The 21163-nt window shown below is 60.9% G+C and carries 18 protein-coding genes; 14 read left to right on the top strand and 4 right to left on the bottom strand.

Annotated elements, in window-relative coordinates:
• Positions 1-506: 506 nt before the first annotated feature.
• Both BLV18_RS21580 and BLV18_RS21575 read right to left on the bottom strand, forming a co-directional pair.
• Complete coding sequence (locus tag BLV18_RS21580; protein ID WP_208598900.1) at positions 507-1730, bottom strand: CaiB/BaiF CoA transferase family protein; 1224 nt, start codon at positions 1728-1730, stop codon at positions 507-509.
• 9 nt (positions 1731-1739) lie between these two features.
• Complete coding sequence (locus BLV18_RS21575; RefSeq protein ID WP_090361832.1) at positions 1740-2912, bottom strand: acyl-CoA dehydrogenase; 1173 nt, start codon at positions 2910-2912, stop codon at positions 1740-1742.
• A gap of 149 nt (positions 2913-3061) precedes the next feature.
• Between BLV18_RS21575 and BLV18_RS21570 the strand changes: the two genes are divergently transcribed.
• The 14 genes from BLV18_RS21570 (at position 3062) to BLV18_RS21505 (ending at position 17966) form a co-directional block, all read left to right on the top strand.
• On the top strand, positions 3062-3976 hold the full coding sequence (locus tag BLV18_RS21570) for a LysR family transcriptional regulator (protein WP_090361829.1): 915 nt from the start codon (positions 3062-3064) through the stop codon (positions 3974-3976).
• A gap of 417 nt (positions 3977-4393) precedes the next feature.
• Positions 4394-5515 carry a Re/Si-specific NAD(P)(+) transhydrogenase subunit alpha gene (locus tag BLV18_RS21565; RefSeq protein ID WP_090361826.1) on the top strand — a complete coding sequence of 374 codons (1122 nt, stop codon included), beginning with the start codon at positions 4394-4396 and terminating at the stop codon, positions 5513-5515.
• A gap of 11 nt (positions 5516-5526) precedes the next feature.
• Positions 5527-5853 (top strand): NAD(P) transhydrogenase subunit alpha part 2, encoded by a 327-nt coding sequence (locus BLV18_RS21560; RefSeq protein ID WP_043191874.1) that lies wholly within the window; start codon positions 5527-5529, stop codon positions 5851-5853.
• A complete protein-coding gene (locus tag BLV18_RS21555; RefSeq protein WP_056844905.1) occupies positions 5850-7283 on the top strand; it encodes an NAD(P)(+) transhydrogenase (Re/Si-specific) subunit beta in 1434 nt (477 codons plus the stop codon). Before BLV18_RS21560 ends, BLV18_RS21555 begins: the two co-directional genes overlap by 4 nt.
• A gap of 188 nt (positions 7284-7471) precedes the next feature.
• On the top strand, positions 7472-8965 hold the full coding sequence (locus BLV18_RS21550) for a succinyl-CoA:acetate CoA-transferase ScpC (protein WP_090361824.1): 1494 nt from the start codon (positions 7472-7474) through the stop codon (positions 8963-8965).
• Positions 8966-9284: 319 nt separating this feature from the next.
• Positions 9285-9497 carry a DUF1127 domain-containing protein gene (locus BLV18_RS21545; RefSeq protein ID WP_049860536.1) on the top strand — a complete coding sequence of 71 codons (213 nt, stop codon included), beginning with the start codon at positions 9285-9287 and terminating at the stop codon, positions 9495-9497.
• A gap of 254 nt (positions 9498-9751) precedes the next feature.
• Entirely contained in the window at positions 9752-10069 is a 318-nt protein-coding gene (locus BLV18_RS21540) for a DUF2388 domain-containing protein (protein WP_043191880.1), read from the top strand.
• Between the two features lie 128 nt (positions 10070-10197).
• Positions 10198-10485 (top strand): DUF2388 domain-containing protein, encoded by a 288-nt coding sequence (locus tag BLV18_RS21535; RefSeq protein ID WP_043191882.1) that lies wholly within the window; start codon positions 10198-10200, stop codon positions 10483-10485.
• 25 nt (positions 10486-10510) lie between these two features.
• A complete protein-coding gene (locus tag BLV18_RS21530; RefSeq protein ID WP_049860534.1) occupies positions 10511-10831 on the top strand; it encodes a DUF2388 domain-containing protein in 321 nt (106 codons plus the stop codon).
• Complete coding sequence (locus BLV18_RS21525) at positions 10828-12789, top strand: DUF7844 domain-containing protein (RefSeq protein WP_090361819.1); 1962 nt, start codon at positions 10828-10830, stop codon at positions 12787-12789. The genes BLV18_RS21530 and BLV18_RS21525 overlap by 4 nt, the downstream gene beginning before the upstream one ends.
• A 361-nt stretch (positions 12790-13150) precedes the next feature.
• On the top strand, positions 13151-14458 hold the full coding sequence (locus BLV18_RS21520) for a CitMHS family transporter (protein ID WP_049860532.1): 1308 nt from the start codon (positions 13151-13153) through the stop codon (positions 14456-14458).
• A 110-nt stretch (positions 14459-14568) separates the two neighbouring features.
• Positions 14569-15312 carry a TerC family protein gene (locus tag BLV18_RS21515; protein ID WP_049860531.1) on the top strand — a complete coding sequence of 248 codons (744 nt, stop codon included), beginning with the start codon at positions 14569-14571 and terminating at the stop codon, positions 15310-15312.
• A gap of 119 nt (positions 15313-15431) precedes the next feature.
• A complete protein-coding gene (locus BLV18_RS21510) occupies positions 15432-16868 on the top strand; it encodes a M16 family metallopeptidase (RefSeq protein ID WP_090361816.1) in 1437 nt (478 codons plus the stop codon).
• Positions 16869-16925: 57 nt separating this feature from the next.
• Positions 16926-17966: a DUF5924 family protein gene (locus BLV18_RS21505; protein ID WP_090361813.1), complete on the top strand. Its 1041-nt coding sequence runs from the start codon at positions 16926-16928 to the stop codon at positions 17964-17966.
• Here BLV18_RS21505 and BLV18_RS21500 read toward each other — a convergent pair.
• Both BLV18_RS21500 and gltP read right to left on the bottom strand, forming a co-directional pair.
• Positions 17936-19177 (bottom strand): nucleoside recognition domain-containing protein, encoded by a 1242-nt coding sequence (locus BLV18_RS21500; protein WP_049860529.1) that lies wholly within the window; start codon positions 19175-19177, stop codon positions 17936-17938. The genes BLV18_RS21505 and BLV18_RS21500 overlap by 31 nt on opposite strands.
• A gap of 557 nt (positions 19178-19734) precedes the next feature.
• The gene (gltP, locus tag BLV18_RS21495) at positions 19735-21048 is read right to left on the bottom strand and encodes a glutamate/aspartate:proton symporter GltP (RefSeq protein WP_056844900.1); all 1314 of its coding nucleotides are present in this window, start codon (positions 21046-21048) and stop codon (positions 19735-19737) included.
• Positions 21049-21163 lie beyond the last annotated feature (115 nt).

Here is a 21163-nt window from a genome sequence, read left to right as displayed (position 1 = left end):
CTCGAACCCGAAGGATCGAGGTAACTCTTTGATTTCTCGTGGAGTCGTTGTGATGCTGATAATCTTGTTGACTAACAGTCTTAACTCACAAGCACCCACACGAATTGCTTGATTCAATTGTTAAAGAGCGGTGGGTTGATTCTTTCGTCTCAACCGAGGCGCGCATTCTACGCTAGCCTCATATTCTGTCAAGCGTTTATTTCGAAGTATTTTTCCAGAAACCTGAACAACTTCAAACACTTGACTCGCTTCGATCACTCGTTAGCGGGAGGCGAATTCTACAGCGTTTCAAACCGCTGTCAACTGCCTTTTCGCCGCCTCCGAACTTGAAGATCGAAGCACTTCCTCACTGCCTTAACGACTAACTCATTGATTAACAAGGCGTTTATCGTTTCGGCTGCGCCGGAAGTGGGGCGAATTATAGACACTTGAAATCTGCCGTCAACCCCCAATTCAGAAAACTGTCATAAACCTTGCTCACGTGCTGCTCCTATATAGAAGCAGCACTACACCACGCCTGCGGCGTGGAGTTGGTCATAGGTCTGGGCATCCATGTTTAACAGCTGCTGCAGGACTTCTTGGGTATGCTCGCCCAGCAAAGGAGGCGCATGTCGGTACTCCACGGGACTGGCGCTCAGCCGTAGTGGGCTGGCGACCATGGGGAGGGTGCCCGCCAGAGGATGTTTCAGTTCAATGGCCAGCCCCCTGGCAAGCACCTGGGGGTCGGCGAACACCTGGGCCAGATCGTTTATCGGACCGCAGGGCACGCCAGCCACTTCGAGTTCGGTGACCCACTGCTGGGTCGTCTTGAACACCGTCGCCTGCCGGATCAAGGGGATCAGCTGCGTGCGATTGGCGACCCGCTGCTGGTTGGAGGCGAAACGGGGGTCGGTGGCCCATTCGGGATGGCCGGCCACCTGGGCGAATTTGGCGAACTGGCTATCGTTGCCCACCGTCAGGATGAAATCGCCGTCGGCTGTAGGAAAATCCTGGTAGGGCACGATGTTTGGATGGGCATTGCCCAAGCGCCCAGGCGCGACCCCTGTGGTGAGGTAGTTCATGGCCTGGTTGGCCAGACAGGCTACCTGCACGTCCAGCAGGGCCATGTCGATCTGCTGGCCACCGCCACCTTTGTCGCGATGCGCCAATGCAGCCAGTATGGCGACGGTGGAATACAGACCGGTCAGGATGTCAGTCAGAGCGACGCCCACCTTGGCAGGCCCGGCACCAGGATCGCCATCGGCCTTGCCGGTGAGGCTCATCAGGCCGCCCATGCCTTGCACCATGAAGTCGTATCCTGGGCGGGTGGCATAGGGGCCGGTCTGGCCGAAACCGGTGATCGAGCAGTAGATCAGTTGCGGATTCACGGCGCTGAGTGACGCATAGTCCAGCCCATACGCAGCCAGACCGCCGACCTTGAAGTTCTCGATGAGAATGTCGGAGTTCGCAGCCAGCTCGCGGACCAGCTGTTGCCCCTCGGACCGAGTAAAGTCGATGGTGACCGAGCGCTTGTTGCGATTGGCCGCCAGGTAATAGGCGGCTTCACCGGTGCTGTTGCCTGCCTGATCCGCCAGGAACGGCGGTCCCCAGGCTCGGGTGTCGTCACCGCGGCCTGGACGTTCGACCTTGATGACCTCGGCGCCGAGGTCGGCGAGGATCTGACCTGCCCAAGGCCCGGCCAGCACTCGCGACAGATCGAGTACACGAAGATGCGAAAGCGCGCCCATGATGACCTCCTGTCAATAGAAGGCTTGCAGGCCGGTTTGCGCACGCCCCAGGATCAAGGCGTGCACGTCGTGGGTGCCTTCGTAGGTATTGACCACCTCCAAGTTGACCAGATGGCGGGCAATGCCGAACTCATCGGAGATCCCGTTGCCGCCGAGCATGTCTCGGGCCATGCGTGCGATGTCCAGGGATTTGCCGCAGGAGTTGCGCTTCATGATCGAGGTGATCTCGAAGGCCGCGGTGCCTTCGTCTTTCATCCGACCCAGGCGCAGGCAGCCTTGCAAGGCGAGGGTGATCTCGGTCTGCATGTCGGCCAGCTTCTTCTGGATGAGTTGGTTGGCGGCGAGCGGGCGGCCGAACTGCTGGCGATCCAGGGTGTACTGTCGAGCGGTATGCCAGCAGAATTCCGCTGCCCCCAACGCCCCCCAAGAGATGCCGTAACGCGCGGAGTTGAGGCAAGTGAACGGCCCCTTGAGACCACGCACATCGGGAAACATGTTTTCTTCCGGGACGAACACGTTGTCCATGACGATTTCACCGGTGATGGAGGCGCGCAGGCCTACCTTGCCGTGAATGGCGGGTGCGCTGAGGCCGGCCCAGCCTTTTTCCAGAATGAAGCCGCGGATGTCACCCGCATCGTCCTTGGCCCACACCACGAACACGTCGGCAATCGGGCTGTTGGTGATCCACATCTTGCTGCCGCTCATGCGGTAGCCGCCGTCGACCTTGCGCGCCCGTGTAACCATGGCGCCTGGATCGGAGCCGTGGTCGGGCTCGGTCAGGCCGAAGCAGCCGATCCACTCGCCACTGGCCAGTTTGGGCAGGTATTTCTGCTTTTGCGCTTGAGTGCCGAATTCATTGATTGGAACCATCACCAATGACGACTGCACGCTCATCATCGAGCGGTAGCCGGAATCTACGCGCTCGACCTCACGGGCGATCAGGCCATAGCAGACGTAGTTGAGACCACTGCCGCCGAATTCTTCCGGGATGGTGGCGCCGAGCAGACCCATCTCGCCCATTTCGCGAAAGATGGAGGGATCGGTGGTTTCATGACGAAAGGCCTCCAGGACACGCGGCATGAGTTTGTCCTGCGCGTATTGCTCCGCACTGTCGCGCACCATGCGCTCTTCCTGGGTAAGTTGCTGGTCCAGCAGCAGCGGGTCGATCCAGTTGAAGCTTGCCATGTGTCCATCCTCTAGAAAGCGGTATATCTGCAGATTAGGCCGGTGCGACCTGGCGGACAAAGCAGGATTACGCATGGGCTTGTGATAATTTCTCACTTCGTAAGTGGGCCATGGTGCACAGCGCCGGGACTTGAGTGAGGAACGGTTACATGCGCAGACGAATACCCAGTACGGCCGCACTGATCTGCTTCGAGGCGGCGGCGCGCCATGGAAGCTTCACCAAGGCGTCTGCGGAGCTGTTCCTGACGCAGGGGGCAGTCTGCAGGCAGATTGCCAATCTCGAAGCGTTTCTCGATGTGCGCCTGTTTCGACGCTCCAAGCGGGGCGTGAAGCTGACCGAAGCGGGATTGTCGTACAGCCGCCGGGTGGCCGCGCAACTCGATGCCGTGGAGCGCGAGACGCTGGCGGTGATGGGTCAGCAGGGCGCCAGTACCCTGGAGCTGGCCGTGGTGCCGACTTTCGGTACCCAATGGCTGCTGCCGCGGCTGAAGGATTTCCAGCGGCATAACCCGCAGATCACGGTCCACCTGACCAACCGGACTCGGCCTTTCCTGTTCGCCGACACCGACTTCGATGCGGCGATCTACTTCGGGGACGGTGACTGGCCGGGCACGCAGACCAGCAGACTGATGGAAGAGCATCCCGTTCCCGTGTGCAGTCCGGCGCTTCTGCAAGGGCAGTTGGCATTGACGCCGGCCCGCATCGCCGAACTTGCGCTGCTGCAGCAGAGCACTCGTCCCTATGCATGGCGACAGTGGTTTGCCAGCCTGGACATTAACGTGCCGCGTGATCTGAGCGGTCCGCGCTATGAGCTGTTCTCCATGCTGGCTCAGGCAGCGGTACATGAAATGGGGATTGCCCTCATTCCTCCGTTTCTGATCCAGCGGGAGTTGCGCGAGGGCAGCCTGGTCGTTGCCAATCCCCACGAGCTGACCAGTTCCAAAGCCTATTACCTGGCCGTGCCGGACAGGCATCGCGAGTTGGGATCGCTGCGGGTTTTTCGCGATTGGCTGATGCAGCAGGCGCAGGATTATCACGCAATGGAAGGGCGGCAGCATCGCTGACAATCCGTAGTGGTACCTTGAAAAACCCTACAGATATATGTTTTTGGCGCGTTTCTGAAACATAGGGAAAATGGCGAATTCTCCGCGCCAGCCTTCGCACTGCCTGACTATGGCGTGTTTTTGACGCTGATCAATCTCTACCCTCCAGATATTTCGCAAAATATTTCAACGCCTCCGGTCATCGCTGTAACTCCCGATCTAGAAGGCTTTGAGGCCTACCGCTGTGACATTCGGTCACAGCGTGACTTGTAGTGCTTTGCGTGTATCGCTCCACAACCTGTTGAAGCCGCTCGTCGGGGCCTGCAAAATGCCGCGGCCCGCCGTTTTCAGGCGGTATCGTGCTGATGGGCCATCGCAGAATGAGCCATTGCCAGTGCTTGGGTACGACCAGGAAGAAGATCCAGCAGGAGATATAACGTGCACATTGGTGTTCCTCTCGAAACGCAGCAGGGCGAGACACGTGTAGCCGCCACCCCGGAGACCATCAAGAAGCTGGTCGCTCAGGGCCATGTGGTGACGGTTGAAAGTGGCGCAGGCGTGCGCGCGAGCGTGACCGACGGTGCCTATGAGGCCGCTGGCGCGATCATTGGCAGCGCGGCCCAGGTGCTTGCCACGCAGTTGGTGCTTAAGGTCAACCCCCCCAACGACACAGAACTGTTGCAGATGAGCACCGGTACGGTGCTGCTGGGCATGCTCAACCCGTTCAACAACGAGTTGATCACCAAGATGGCGGAGCGGGGCATCAGTGCTTTCGCCCTCGAGGCAGCGCCTCGTACGTCCCGTGCGCAGAGCCTGGACGTGCTGTCTTCGCAAGCCAACATCGCCGGCTACAAGTCAGTGCTGCTGGCGGCGCATCACTACCCACGGTTCATGCCGATGCTGATGACCGCAGCCGGTACCGTCAAGGCGGCACGGGTGCTGATTCTGGGTGCCGGTGTGGCGGGGCTGCAGGCCATCGCCACGGCCAAGCGCCTGGGTGCGGTGATCGAGGCCTCGGACGTACGTCCTGCGGTGAAGGAGCAGATCGAATCGCTGGGGGCGAAGTTCATCGATGTGCCGTATGAAACCGACGAGGAACGCGAATGCGCCGAAGGCACGGGGGGTTACGCCCGGCCCATGCCTGCCAGCTGGATGCAGCGTCAGGCGCAGGCGGTTCACGAGCGGGCCAAGCAGGCCGACATCGTCATCACCACTGCGCTGATTCCGGGGCGCAAGGCGCCTACGTTGCTCAGTGCCGAAACGGTGGCACAGATGAAGCCCGGCTCGGTGGTGATCGACCTCGCAGCCCTGCAGGGCGGTAACTGCCCACTGACCGTGGCCGATCAGGTGGTGGTGCATAACGGCGTGACCATCGTCGGGCCGACCAACCTGCCGGCGCAGGTGGGTGCCGACGCCTCGGCGCTGTATGCCCGCAACCTGCTGGATTTCATGAAGCTGCTGTTCGACAAGGAAGGGCAGTTCACCATCAACCTGGAAGACGACATCGTCGCCGCGTGCCTGATGTGCCGCGATGGCCAGATCGTGCGCAAGAACGGCTGAGGACACTACAAATGGAAGACATGCTGATCTCCCACGGTATCTACAACCTGATCATTTTCGTGCTGGCCATCTATGTCGGCTATCACGTGGTCTGGAACGTGACACCTGCGCTGCACACACCCCTGATGGCCGTGACCAACGCCATTTCGGCCATTGTCATCGTCGGTGCGATGCTCGCCGCAGCGCTGACCGTGACGCCTCTGGGCAAGACCATGGGCACCCTGGCCGTGGCGCTGGCAGCGGTGAACGTATTCGGCGGGTTCCTGGTAACCCGGCGGATGCTGGAGATGTTCAAGAAGAAAGCCCCGAAAGTGAAGGATGAGGCGTCCAAACAATGAGCATGAATTTGGTTACGCTTCTTTATCTGGTGGCATCGGTGTGCTTCATCCAGGCGTTGAAGGGTCTGTCCCATCCGACCACGTCGCGACGCGGCAACCTGTTCGGCATGCTGGGCATGACCCTTGCGGTGCTCACCACTGTCGGCCTGATCTACAAGCTGGGCGCAGAACTGGCAACCGCCGGCATCGGCTACGTGCTGGTCGGTCTGCTGGTGGGCGGTACCGCTGGGTCGATCATGGCCAAGCGCGTGGAAATGACCAAGATGCCAGAGCTGGTGGCCTTCATGCACAGCATGATCGGTCTGGCGGCAGTGTTCATCGCTATCGCCGCCGTGGTCGAGCCGCAATCGCTGGGCATCGTCGCGCACCTGGGTGACGCGATTCCAACTGGTAACCGCCTGGAACTGTTCCTGGGCGCAGCGATTGGCGCCATCACCTTTTCCGGCTCGGTGATTGCCTTCGGCAAGCTGTCCGGCAAATACAAGTTCCGCCTGTTCCAGGGCGCGCCCGTACAGTTTGCCGGCCAGCACAAGCTCAATCTGCTGATCGGCCTGGGTACCTTGCTGTGTGGTCTGATCTTCATGTTCACGGGCAGCTATGCCGCCTTTGGCCTGATGCTGGCCCTGGCGTTCGTCCTGGGTGTGCTGTTGATCATCCCGATCGGCGGGGCCGACATGCCGGTGGTGGTGTCCATGCTCAACAGCTATTCGGGCTGGGCTGCAGCGGGCATCGGATTCTCGCTGAACAACTCGATGCTGATCATTGCCGGTTCGCTGGTGGGTTCCAGTGGTGCGATTCTGTCCTACATCATGTGCAAGGCGATGAACCGTTCGTTCTTCAACGTCATTGGCGGTGGCTTCGGCGCGGTTGCGGATGCAGGCCCGGCGGGCGCCAAGGAAGCACGACCAGTGAAATCGGGTTCGGCGGACGATGCCACGTTCCTGCTGACCAACGCCGACACCGTGATCATCGTGCCTGGCTATGGCCTGGCCGTGGCCCGCGCGCAGCATGCGCTCAAGGAGCTGACGGAGAAACTGACCCACGCCGGCGTGACCGTCAAATATGCGATCCATCCGGTGGCCGGACGTATGCCCGGGCACATGAACGTGCTGCTGGCCGAGGCCGAAGTGCCTTATGACCAGGTCTTCGAGATGGACGACATCAACTCCGAGTTCGGCCAGGCCGACGTGGTGCTGGTGCTCGGCGCCAACGACGTGGTCAACCCGGCGGCCAAGAACGATCCGAAATCACCCATTGCGGGGATGCCGATCCTTGAAGCGTTCAAAGCCAAGACCATCATTGTCAACAAGCGCTCGATGGCCAGCGGCTACGCCGGTTTGGACAACGAGCTGTTCTACCTGGACAAGACCATGATGGTCTTCGGCGATGCCAAGAAAGTCATCGAAGACATGGTCAAAGCTGTGGAGTAAAGGCCGCGCCAAGTGTCACGCCGTAAACTGTAAACCCCGCCCATGGCGGGGTTTTTTGCATCCACGGTAAAAGTGTTTTACGGAAAAAGGCCCGGAATAGAGCGGTTGATGCGACTTTGGTCGCAGGACGCGACTGCCCGCATTCACTAGACTGCGCAGCACGCGTTTCGCTTCTCGGGATAATGAACATGCACGCTGACCGTATTCGCCTGGCTTCCTTGCAGGACAAGATAATGAGCGCCGCCCAGGCGGCTGAACTGATCGAAGATGGCATGACCGTGGGCATGAGTGGCTTCACCCGTGCCGGGGAGGCCAAGGCCGTTCCCCAGGCGCTGGCGGAACGCGCGCTGCGCACACCGCTCAAGATCAGCCTGATGACTGGCGCCAGCCTGGGTAATGACCTGGACAAGCAGTTGACCGAAGCTGGCGTGCTGGCCCGGCGCATGCCATTCCAGGTCGACAGCACCTTGCGCAAGGCCATCAATGCCGGCTCGGTGATGTTCATCGACCAGCATCTGTCCGATACCGTGGAACAGTTGCGCAACCGCCAGATCAAGGCCGTCGACCTGGCCGTCATCGAATGCGTCGCCATTACCGAGGAAGGGCATCTGGTGCTCAGTACGTCGGTGGGCAACTCGGCAAGTTTCGCGATCCTGGCCGAACAGGTGATCGTCGAGATCAACCTGGCGCAGCCATTGGAGCTGGAAGGCCTGCACGACATTTATATTCCCAGCTATCGGCCCACACGCCTGCCGATCCCGGTGTTGAGCGCCGATACCCGCATCGGCCGCTGCGCAGTGCAGATCGACCCGGCGAAGATCAGCGCCATCGTCATCAGCCAGCAGGCCGACTCACCATCGACTGTGCTGCCACCGGACGACGATACCCAGGCGATCGCGGGGCATCTGGTGGACTTTTTCAAGAGCGAGGTCGACGCAGGGCGTTTGACCAACAGCCTCATGCCGTTGCAGGCGGGCATCGGCACCATCGCCAATGCGGTGATGCACGGCCTGCTGGATTCACCGTTCGACAACTTGACGATGTACTCCGAAGTGCTGCAGGACTCGACCTTCGACCTGTTCGATGCCGGCAAGCTGGCGTTCGCTTCGGGCAGCTCCATGACCTTGTCGGCACGCAAGCATGCGGAAGTTTTCAGCCACTTCGAACGATACAAATCGCGCCTGGTGCTGCGTCCGCAGGAGATTTCCAATCACCCGGAGGTGATTCGACGCCTGGGCATCATCGGTATCAACACTGCGCTGGAGTTCGACCTGTACGGCAACGTGAATTCTACCCATGTCTGCGGCACCCGGATGATGAACGGCATCGGCGGGTCGGGTGATTTTGCGCGCAACGCCCACCTGGCCATCTTCGTCACCAAATCGATTGCCAAGGGTGGTGCAGTTTCCAGCGTCGTACCCATGGTCAGCCATGTCGACCACAGCGAACACGACGTCGATATCCTGGTGACCGAGCAGGGGCTGGCGGATTTGCGCGGCCTGGCACCCCGAGAGCGGGCGCAGGCGGTCATCGACAACTGTGTTCACCCGCAGTATCGCGAGGCACTGCAGCACTATTTCGATCAAGCATGCCTGCGTGGCGGCCATACGCCTCATGTCTTGCGGGAGGCACTGCAATGGCACATCAACCTGGAAGAGACCGGGCGCATGTTGGCGAGCTGAAGCGCACAGTTTCACTGTGATGCAATACAGTTCTTGGGAGTAATGTCTGGACTCAGCAGCAAGAAGCGTAAACTGTACTACTGTACGGGTAAAAATCGAGGTCGGTTTGCCTGGAGCGAATGCAAATCGAGCTAAAATGCACTACTTGAGGGCAGACCCGTACAGTTGCCTCATTCCAGAGCAAGACAGTTGGGTTTAACAGTCAACTGACCGCACACAATACAGGTGAACTGTGCCTACTGTTCTGGACACGGAGCATGGAAAATGGTTACCAGATAAACCACTACTCAGCCCCGCCACAAGCGGAAGGATGTACATCATGGAACGTACCCTCAGTTCCGACCTGTTCCAGGCCAACACCAAAACCGCTCAAACTTCGGCTCCTCTGCGCTTTTTCGCCAACCTGATGCTTTGGCAGCGCCGTATCGCCAGCCGCCATCAACTGGCTCGTCTGGATGCTCGTCTGCTGGCCGATGCCGGTATCAGCGAAGCCCAGCGTTGCGAAGAGTTGAGCAAGCCGTTCTGGCGTTGATGCAACGCCGCGCTGGTGACAGAGCCTGAAGGCCGAACCAGCAACGAATTCTAAAAAAGCCCGTCGCGGTCAACGCTGACGGGTTTTTTTTGCCTGCACGAAAGCTGACAGATACAGTTATATGATTATGATTAAAGACCATAACAGTTGAATCATCGCTGGCGCCGGATGGTCGGAGTGCTGGCGCCCGAAGCTTCGAGGCGCTCTAATAAGCTTCATAGCGCTCAAACTTCGCCTTGATCTGGAGATCCATCATGTCCCGTAATCATCTGTTGGGTGCCGCCGTATTGTTGGCTCTGGCCAGCGGCGCGCAGGCTTCAAGCTTCGTCGTCACGACCGATGCACTGGTCCGTGGGGTCAATGCATCGACCAATGCAACCTCTGACCTGTCTTCCTCGCTGCGCGACAACAAGATCGTACGTGAAGCGCGGGACGATGCGGCGAGCTTCGTCGCCAGCCAGGGCGATATTCGCGGTGCCAAGCTGGAAAGCGCTTTTGCCCACATCCGCAAGGTCGCCCCGCAGATGCAGGCCAGCGACGCGCAACTGGCCCAGGCCATTCTGGCCATCTGATGCTCTGCAACGGGTACCTCCCGCAGATGAAGAATGCGACAGGCTGCTGCAGCCTGCTCATCGCGGGTGGTTCTCGGACCCACGTTGGGCTAGCCTTGCCGGCCCAATCGCTCGACATCTGAAGCCTGATGCGTTATTTGCCACTGATTCTCGTCATCTGGGCGTCGTCGGCTGCGGCCTTCGACGTGAGTCTGCAGTCATCGGTGATCACCTTGTATGTGACCAGCAAGGTCACGACGGCCCCCTTCGATCGCAAGTTGATCCTGTCTGCCCGTGACGATGCTGCGTGCTTCGTCGCCAGCAGCGGGCGATGCCGTGGGGCACGGCTGCAGGCGGCTCTGGCGAGCATTCGCCAGAAGCACCCACAAATTGCTGCCAGCGACCTTGAACTGGCGCAGGCGATACTCGTCCAATAGACACCTCGTATTACGGAGAAGCTCCATGCGTACCCCGCTGATTGCCGCTACCCTCGGCCTGTTCTTGCTGGCCGATGTGGCCCAGGCCCAAACTGTCGTGGCCACCAGTAATATCATCGTTCGTGCATTCGGCCGATCGATCGATTTCACGTCCGACACCACCACTTCGATCCGTGACTCCAAGGTGGTCCTGGAAGCCCGGGACGATGCGGCCAGCTATGTGGCCAGCCAGGGCGATATTCGTGGCGCCCAACTGGAGGCGGCTTTCAATACGCTGCGCGAACGCGTTCCACAGGCGCGCAGCGCCAGTGACCAGGACCTTGCCGAAGCCATTCTCGCACTGTGAGACGATTGACCAGCTGGCTGCTGGCGGCAGGCCTTCTGCTGACGACGGCGCAGGCCACGGCCGGCTTGCAGTTGGTCCTTGATCGCAGCGGGCTGGACGCACGACAGGCCGATGCCAGCCAAGCACTGCTCGACGATGCGATGGCTGCATTGCCGCCGCGCTTCGTCGAGCAACTGGACCGCCGGATCGACGTCAGCTGGTCGTCGCGCATGCCCGACAATGCCTATGGTCAGGCCTCCCTGGTCTCGAGCCTTGAGTTGAACCTCAACCAGCTGCAAGGACTGGCCGACGGCTCTTCGGCCCAGCGGCGGACCAATCGTCCCCACGGCACGGTGCGCGAGGAGCTGCTGGCCACCATGCTTCACGAGCTGACCCATATCTACGACCGCGCGCGCCTCTGGACACCTGCCGAGCGCACTTTGGTCAGCCGCTGCGGCCGACAGGATGCAAGCCTGGGCAAGGTGGGCCTGCCCGATGAGTGCCGTGGCCAGACGACCCGCCGCTTCACCCTGAGCGACGATCCACGCCTGTTGGACCTGGCTGGCTGGCAGCAATATGTCGGGCGCCGTGGTGAGCGTGAAGAGCAGAACCGTCAGATCGTGCGCAGCCCTGATATCTATGAGGTGAGCAGTCCGAAGGAATTCGTTGCGGTGAACATGGAGTATTTCCTGCTCGACCCGACCTATGCCTGCCGTCGTCCGGCACTGTTCGAATATTTCAAGGCGCGGTTCGACTGGGCGCCCGCACGCCAGCAAAGCTGTGCCCAAGGCCTGCCGTACCTGAATGCGGGCAGCGACTTTGCCAAGACGCCGCTGGGCAAGATCGATCCTGAACGGGTCTATGCGGTGGACTACCTGCTGGCCGAGGCCAATCAGAACCTGGCCAGCCGCTGGGGGCACAGCATGCTGCGCCTGGTCATCTGCGCACCGGGGCGGCCGCGTGGCCCGGACTGTCGTCTGGATCTGGAGCAGCATCTGGTGTTGTCCTACCGCGCGTTCGTCAACGACGTGCAGCTTTCCACCTGGGGCGGGCTGATGGGGCAATACCCCTCGCGGCTGTTCGTGTTGCCGTTGTCGCAGGTGATCGACGAATACACCAAGACCGAGCTGCGCAGCCTGGCTTCGGTGCCGCTGAAGCTGGATCGGCCGGAGATCGAGTCGCTGGTGCGCCATGCGGCCGAAATGCATTGGAGCTACGACGGCAGCTACTACTTTCTGTCCAACAACTGTGCGGTGGAAAACCTCAAGCTGCTGCGCAGTGGTACGCATGATCCGCGCTTGCAGGGTATCGACAGCATCTTGCCCAACGGATTGCTCGAAGTTCTGGAAGGCCGCGGGCTGGCCGATGGCAGCGTACTGGATGATCCGCGCGAGGCACTGCGCCTGGGTTATCGGTTCGATTCGTATCGCGATCGCTATCAGGCCATGTTCGAGGTGCTGCGCAAGCATCTGCCGATTCCGCAGCAAAGCGTCGAAGCGTGGCTGGAGCAGAGCGCGCAGCAGCGGCAACCCTGGTTTGCCCAGGCCGATCTGCGCACCAGTGCCGCGCTGCTGTTGCTGGAGCAGGCCAGTTACCGACGTCAGTTGCTGTTGGCCCAGGAGGAAGTGAAGCAGCGCTACCTGGGTGCTCGCGAGCTGGGCGACGGTAGTGTGGCCAATGCCAACCAGATGCTGCAGGAGATCCTGGCCAACAGCGGATTTCTCAGCCGACCGGCGGAGTTGCTCGACAACGGTGGCTACGGTTTGCCGCAGACGGCGGAGTGGCAGCGCCTGGAATCGGAAAGCAGTCAGCGTCAGCAACAGCTGCAGCGCCTGAGTACCGGTCTGGACAAAGAGGTGAGGGCGCTGTTGACGCCTGAGCGGGCCAGGGAAATTGCGGCCACCGAAGCGAATCTCAAGCAGGTGGGGGAGCATCTGCGTGAATTGCACAAGGCGGCGGGGGGGTTGGTGTTGCCTTGAGGGCCTCTTCGCGGGCAGAGCCCGCTCCCACAGGGGAGGTGTGCGTTACGGGTAGAGAGTTTTCTCAAAGGGACGGTGTGTCGTTGAGGGGATTGATTTGTGTTCAATTGTATCGTTTTGAATGGCGAAAGGTTGTTGAAAGCTTGCCGACTTAGCATCGACTCACCCCCGGCGTAAGACCGGCCGGCCAGAAAGCAGCATCCAGATGCGCTTTCGGCCTCTTGAACAACAACAATGGTGAAACCGATGTCCTTGATGATCCCTACCCGTAGTGCCTCCCTTCCCATACTCCCGGCTCTTGCCATTCTTCGCTGAACCTATCGTTCTTCGTCCTTAGCCGCGCTGTGCCTGGAGTATTCCCATGCTGACATTCCTTGGCTTTGCCATGGTCATCACGTTCATGTTCCTGATCATGACCAAGCGCCTTTCCGCGCTGATCGCCTTGATCATCGTGCCTATCCTGTTCGCTCTGTTCGGTGGTTTCGCACCGGAAATCGGCCCGATGATGCTTGCGGGCATTACCAAGCTTGCGCCGACCGGCGTGATGCTGATGTTCGCCATCCTGTATTTCGCACTGATGATCGATTCGGGTTTGTTCGACCCGGCAGTGCGCAAGATCCTCAAGCTGGTCAAGGGCGACCCGCTGAAAGTCTCGGTCGGTACCGCCGTGCTGGCACTGATCGTTTCGCTGGACGGTGACGGCGCGACCACCTACATGATCTGCGTGGCGGCCATGCTGCCGCTGTACCAGCGCATCGGCATGAGCCCGAGGATCATGGCCGGCTTGATCATCCTGGCAGGCGGGGTCATGAACATGACGCCGTGGGGTGGTCCCACCGCACGTGCCGCCAGCGCCTTGCATGTCGACCCTTCGGACATCTTCGTGCCGATGATCCCGGCCATGGCGTTCGGCGTCATCGCCATCCTGGTGATTGCCTACATGTACGGCAAGCGCGAGCGCGTTCGCCTGGGCGAGCTGCATTTGCAAGGCGATGAAATAGACCACAGCGAGATCAGCGTCTCGCAGTACCCGGACGCGCGCCGGCCCAAATTGATCTGGTTCAACGGCGGCTTGACCCTGCTGTTGATGGTGACCTTGATCATGGGCCTGCTGCCGCTGCCGGTGCTGTTCATGATCGCGTTCAGTATCGCCATGATCGTCAACTACCCGTGCCTGGAAGCGCAGAAGGCACGTGTTGCCGCTCACTCCGGCAGCGTTCTGGCCGTGGTCGGGTTGATCTTCGCCGCGGGTATCTTTACCGGTATCCTGACCGGTACCGGCATGGTCGACGCCATGTCCAAGAGCCTGCTGGCCGTGATTCCGGATGCCATGGGCCCGTACCTGGCCGTGATCACCGCGTTGGTGAGCATGCCGTTCACCTTTTTCATGTCGAACGATGCCTTCTACTATGGCGTCCTGCCGGTACTGGCCGAAGCGGCTGCGCACTACGGTATCTCGCCGGTCGAAATGGCGCGTGCCTCGATCGTCGGACAGCCAGTGCACCTGCTCAGCCCGCTGGTTCCCTCGACCTACCTGCTGGTGGCCCTGGCCGGTATCGAGTTCGGTGACCACCAGCGCTTCACCCTCAAGTGGGCAGTACTGGTTTGCCTGTGCATAATGTTCGCCGCACTGGCCATGGGGATCTTTCCTCTGTTCAGCAGTCTATAAATCTTATTCGCGGACCAGGCCGGATGACGTTGCGCCGCTGCCATTCACAGGCAGCGGCGCCGTAGTCTCCGGCCTTGCCTCGCCCTGGCCTCCAACACGAAGGACTTCACATGGAATGGTTCACCAACCCGGAAATCTGGGTTGCTTTCTTGACCCTGACAGCACTGGAAATCGTGCTGGGCATCGACAACATCATCATGATCTCGATCCTGGTGAGCCGCATGCCCAAGCACATGCAGGCGCGTACGCGAATCTTCGGCCTGGCGCTGGCGATGGTCACCCGTATCCTGCTGCTGCTTTCGATCACCTGGGTCATGCGCCTGACCGCCGACCTGTTCGTGGTGTTCGGCCAGGGCATCTCCGGGCGTGATCTGATTCTGTTCTTCGGTGGCCTGTTCCTGCTGTGGAAAAGCTCGCAAGAGATCTACCACGGCATGGAAGGTGAAGAAGAGGGCGGGGACGAAGTTGCAGGCAAGGGCGGCAATTTCATCTACACCATCATTCAGATCGCCATCATCGACATCGTGTTCTCGCTGGATTCGGTCATCACCGCGGTCGGCATGGTGTCCCATGTGCCGGTCATGGTCGCTGCGATCATCGTCGCGGTGTTGGTGATGATGGTCGCCTCGGGCACCATCAGCCGCTTCATCGATCAGCACCCGTCGTTGAAGATGCTGGCACTGTCGTTCCTGCTGGTGGTCGGTACCGTACTGATCGCCGAAGCCTTCGATGTGCATGTGCCCAAGGGTTACGTGTATTTCGCCATGGCCTTCTCCCTGGCCGTGGAAGCGATCAACATCAAGATGCGTACCGCTATCGCGCGCAAGCGTCGCGAGTCTCAGGAAGAGTCCTGAGCCTGCAGAGCTGCGTGCTGCCCTCGCGGCACGCAGTGATGGCCAGCAATGTGCTATGAACGACTCGCCGGTCGGGGAGTCTGTTCCATTGACTTGGCCGATTTCGATGGAAGGGATTCATGCACGAGCGGGTGAAAAGCGCTCCAGGTACACAGCGCCGCCTGTTGTGCCTGTGGCTTCTGGCAGCGGCGCTGTTGTGCGCCGGCCGTGAAGCCTTGGCGCTGGACCGTTTCCAGGTTGAGGGCTATCTGCTGCCCAATGGCTTGCAACTGCTGCTCAAGCCTGGCGACGAACGCGCCCATGTTTCCATCCGCCTGGTCGTCGGCGTGGGTTTCGACGACTTCTCCTGCGCCGATCAGGAATTGCCCCACCTGCTCGAGCACCTGCTGTTCAGCGGCATCGACGAGCATGGCGAAGGCGGCCTCGAAGAGCGCATGCAAGCGCTGGGCGGCGAATGGAATGCCTTTACCAGCAGTGCCGACACCACTTTCGTGATCGAAGCACCGGCGCGCAATCAGCGCAAGGTGCTCGACCTCCTGCTGGCCGCCATTACCCAGACCAGAATCGATGACAACGTCCTGGCAAGCACCAAGCGCATCATCGAGCACGAAGATGGCACCCATTACTCCCACCTGCAGCACCTGCTCGACAAGCCAGCTCAGGACAGCAATGCCAGCAGCCAGTTGGCCATCGAGTTGGGGCTCAAGTGTCCCCAGCCTGCGGAAGTCACCGATCTGACCCTGGAACAGGTGCGTGAGGTTCGGCAGAACTGGTATGCACCGAACAACATGAGCCTGATCGTCGTCGGAGGCCTGGATAAGCTGTTGCCCGCCTATCTGGAGCGGACCTGGGGCGCGCTGGACGCGGTCGAGCCCAGCGATCATCAGGATCTTCGTTCAGTCACCCACGAAGCCGAGCCGCAGGCCGACCTGATACGCGGCTGGCTGGGCGACGACGCCACGCTTCACCTGTATTTCCTCGAACCGGTGCTGGATACCGTACACCCGGCGACGCTGGACCTGCTGCAAAGTTATCTGGAATGGGAGCTGTACCGCGAACTGCGACTGGCTCACGGATTGTCGTATGGGCCCTGGGTGGCCCGCGAGTCGTATGGCGACAGCGGCCTGTTGAGCCTGAATGCCGCGGTGGACCAGGCCGATATCGGTCAGGCAGGTCTGGTCATGGGGCAGATGGTCGCGCGTCTGCGCGACAGCGGTGTGGACGCTGTGACCTTCAAGCGTCTCAAGAACCTGGCGATTGCCCGGCAAGCATGGGCGGCACAAGGCAACATTGCCTTGGCCGACTACTATTGGGGAGCACTGGCCGACTATACCGACGGCCGCTTTGCCAGCCCGGCACGGCAGTTGGGGCAGGTCACCGTGGAAGACGCCAATACTGCATTGCGCCAGCTGCTCAGCAAGCCGGGGTACATGCGTGTGGAAAAACCGCTGCTCAGCTATGACCAGTTCTATCAGCTTGCCTGGGCCGTGTTGATCGGCCTGGCACTGTTGCTGGTGGTGCTGATCGTCTGGCGGCGTCGCGCCAAACGACACTGAGCCCTGCCGGAGCCGTCTGCTGGTTGCCGTTTCTTTGCCTTTTTTTTGTGGAAGACCATGCCGTACTTCGTCCAGCGACTCATCGACCTTATCAAACGCTATCCGGGCGTGATCGCGCTGGGCGGTTTCCTGTCCGGGATCGGCAGCTTCGTGCTAGTCGATCGACAGGCGGGGCTGGCCAGCTGGATCGCGGTGCTGATGCTGCTGACCTGGCTCTGGCTGATGCTGGAGAACACCTTCACCCAGTTGTTCGCACGGGTGTTCAAGCGCGAGATACCAACGCCGGTGCTGCGCTATGCCACGCAGATGATCCACCAGGAAAGTCTGTTCTTCGTGCTGCCTTTCTTCTATATCACCACCACATGGAACAGTGGCCAATGGGTGTTCACCGGCTTGCTGACCCTAGCCGGACTGGTGTCGATCATCGATCCGCTGTACTACAAATGGGTCGCACCCCGGCGCTGGCTTTTCATGGCGCTGCACACTTTTACGTTGTTCGCAGCGTTGCTCACAGCGCTGCCGATCATCCTGCACCTGACCACCGATGAAAGCTTCAAGCTGGCGCTGGCCATCGCCATGCTGCTGGCTTTTCCAAGCCTCGCGGTCAGCTTCCCGATCAATCACTGGCGCCGGGGCGTGGCGCTGGTGGGGGTGACCCTGATGATCGGCGGCGCCGGGTGGCTGCTGCGCTCCTGGGTTCCGCCGGCGACCCTGTGGCTGACGGAGGTAGCGGTGACCACCGAGCTGGACAACCGTAGCCGCACTCACGGGGACAGTCTGGAGACAGTCAGCGCGGCGCAACTGCGCAGTGGTGGTCTGTATGCCTACACCGCAATCAACGCTCCACGGGGCCTGGACGAGCGGATCTACCACGTGTGGCAGCACAAGGGTAAGGAAGTCGACCGCATCGCCCTGGACATCCACGGCGGACGCAAGGAAGGTTATCGCGCCTGGAGCCACAAGCAGAACTTCCCGGACGATGTCGCGGGAAGGTGGCAGGTGCGGGTCCTGACCGAAGATGGCCAGATCGTCGGTGTATTGCGCTTCAAGGTGACCGACGACGCCTCTCAGGCAGCGGTGGCGCCGAAGAACCAGTAGCACACGACGATGGCCGCAATGACCCCGGCCAGGTCCGCCAACAGTGCGCAGCCCACGGCGTGGCGGGCGCGCTGGATACCCACGGCGCCGAAGTACACCGCCAGCACATAGAAGGTGGTTTCGGTACTGCCTTGAATGGTGGCCGCGACCAGGGCCGCAAAACTGTCCACGCCGTGGGACTGCATGGTTTCGATCAGCATCGCCCGCGCGGCACTGCCGGAGAACGGCTTGACCAGTGCGGTCGGCAGGGCGTCGACGAAACGGGTGTCCATGCCCAGCCACTGGACCAGGTGGCGAATCCCGTCCAACCCCAGCTCCAGGGCGCCCGAAGCGCGCAGCACGCCCACAGCACAAAGCATGGCGACCAGGTAGGGCAGCAGACTCTTGGCGACATCGAAACCTTCCTTGGCGCCCTCGACGAATGCTTCGTAGACCTGCACCTTGCGCAGCGCCCCGATGGCCAGAAAGAGGATGATCAGGCCGAACAGGGTGAGGTTGCCCAGGATCGACGACAGCCCTGCAAGCGCGGTTGCCGACAGGGTGCCCAGAAACGCCATGAACAGGCCCAGCAGCAGCGCGCCCGGGACCAGATAGGCCAGAACCACCGGATCCCAGAGGCGCAAGCGCTGCATCACAGCCACTGCCAGCAGGCCGACCAGCGTACCGGCGGAAGTGGCCAGCAGGATCGGCAGAAAGACCAGAGTCGGGTCCACGGCGCCTTGTTGGGCGCGGTACATGAAGATCGATACCGGGAGGAGGGTCAGCGACGAGGCGTTGAGCACCAGAAAGAGGATCTGCGCATTGCTTGCCGTGGTAGCGCTGGGGTTGAGTTCCTGCAGCGAGCGCATGGCCTTGAGGCCAATGGGCGTCGCGGCGTTGTCCAGGCCCAGGCCATTGGCGGCGAAGTTCATGGTGATCAGCCCCAGTGCCGGATGCCCGCGCGGAACCTCGGGCATCAGCCGGCTGAACAGCGGTCCGAGGATCTTGGCCAGCCAATCGACGATACCTGCCTTCTCGGCGATTTTCAGAAAACCCAACCAGAGGGTGAGGGTGCCGAACAGCAGGACCATCACTTCGACCGACAGCTTGGCCATGGCGAACAGGCTTTCGACCATGGCGGCGAAGATACCGGCGTTGCCGCCGACCAGCCATTGGCCGAAGGCCGAGATCGCGGCGATCAGAAAGAAGCTGAGCCACAGGCCGTTCAGCATGGGTATTCCCTCATTCGAAGATGCGCGGATGATAGCCCAAAGCGAAGTGGGATTCTGCCCCGCAGGGCAGTGGGGGGTGTCAGGATTTTCGCGTGAAGCCGGACGCGGCTTGCACCGCTACAGGCAGGCACCTATAGCGGTTGTGAGCCCTTCGCGGGCAGAGCCCGCTCCCACAGTGCGCGTGAGGTGCGCAGAGCGGTTGTGAGCCCTTCGCGGGCAGAGCCCGCTCCCACAGTGCGCGTGAGGTGCGCAGAGCGGTTATGAGCCCTTCGCGGGCAGAGCCCGCTTCCACAGTGCGCGTGAGATGCGCAGAGCGGTTGTGGGCCCTTCGCGGGCAGAGCCCGCTCCCACAGTGCGCGTGAGGTGCGCAGAGCGGTTGTGGGCCCTTCGCGGGCAGAGCCCGCTCCCACAGTGCGCGCGAGGTGCGCAGAGCGGTTGTGAGCCCTTCGCGGGCAGAGCCCGCTCCCACAGTGCGCGTGAGGTGCGCAGAGCGGTTGTGGGCCCTTCGCGGGCAGAGCCCGCTCACACAGTGTCATGTAGAAGCGGCGCGAGCCGTGTCAGGAGGCGACGCGCTCCTTGCTGCGCCAGTGCGGCAGGGAGTTCCAGTAGCGCTCGCCCTTGGCATCGTCGTACATGCCTTCCCAGCGCGAGATCACCAGCACCGCCAAGGCATTGCCGATCACGTTGAGCGCGGTGCGGGCCATGTCCATGATGCGGTCGACGCCGGCGATGAAGGCCAGGCCTTCGAGGGGAATGCCGACACTGCCCAGTGTCGCCAGCAGGACCACGAACGATACGCCCGGCACGCCGGCGATGCCTTTGGAGGTCACCATCAAGGTCAGCACCAGCATCAGCTGTTGCCCGATCGACAGGTCGATGCCATACAGCTGGGCGATGAACAGCGCAGCGATGCTTTGATAGAGGGTCGAGCCATCGAGGTTGAACGAGTACCCGGTCGGTACCACGAAGCTGCTGATGGCCTTCGGCGCACCATAGGCTTCCATCTTCTCGATCACCCGCGGCAGTACGGTTTCCGAACTGGCGGTGGAATACGCCAGTACCAGCTCATCCTTGAAGATCCGGAACAGCTTGAAGACCGAAAAGCCGAACAGGCGTGCAATCAGGCCCAGCACGACGATGGCGAAGAACAGGATCGCCACGTAGACCAGCACCACCAGTTTGGCCAGGGGCAGCAGCGAAGCGAAGCCGAAGTTGGCCACGGTCACCGCAATCAGGGCGAAGACCCCGATGGGGGCGTAGTTCATGATCATGTGGGTGACCTTGAACATGGTTTCCGATACGCCCTGGAAGACCTTCACCAACGGCTCGCGTGTCTCGCTGGGCAGGCTCGACAGGCCAAGGCCGAACAACACCGAGAAAAAGATGATCGGCAGCATGTCGCCGCGCACGATCGAGGCGAACACATTGGAGGGAATCAGGTTGAGAAGTGTGGCCACGAACGCATGGTCATGCTGCACCTCGGCCGTAGTCTTCTGGTACTGCGAGATGTCCACGGTACCCAGGGTACTCATGTCGATGCCCACACCGGGCTGGAACAGATTGGCCAGACCCAGGCCGACCAGAATGGCCACCGTCGTCACCACCTCGAAGTAGAGGATGGTCTTGACGCCGATGCGGCCCAGCTTTTTCGCATCACCAACCCCGGCGATGCCGACGATCAGCGACGAGATCACAATAGGGATCACGATCATCTTGATCAGGCGGATGAAGATATCCCCTGCCGGCTGCAGGATGTTGCTGATCCACCAGGCCTTCTCGGCGCTGAAATGATTGAGCAATGCACCCAGTGCGATACCCAGTACCAAGCCGATGAGTATCTGCCAAGCGAGGCTCAGTTTTGCCTTCTTCATGTCGTTACCCTTTTTCCAAGTCAACTCGTGAGCGCCGCGAGGAAACCGAGCGGCCCTCCGTAGAGGCTTCGCCGCCCGTAGCGAAGCGCTTTGGCGAACGAAAAAAGGCGCAACT

The sequence above is a fragment of the Pseudomonas coleopterorum genome (genome assembly GCF_900105555.1).
Classification (GTDB): domain Bacteria; phylum Pseudomonadota; class Gammaproteobacteria; order Pseudomonadales; family Pseudomonadaceae; genus Aquipseudomonas; species Aquipseudomonas coleopterorum.
Note: the sequence above shows the minus strand (reverse complement) of the source record. Positions and strands in the feature narration are given on the sequence as shown.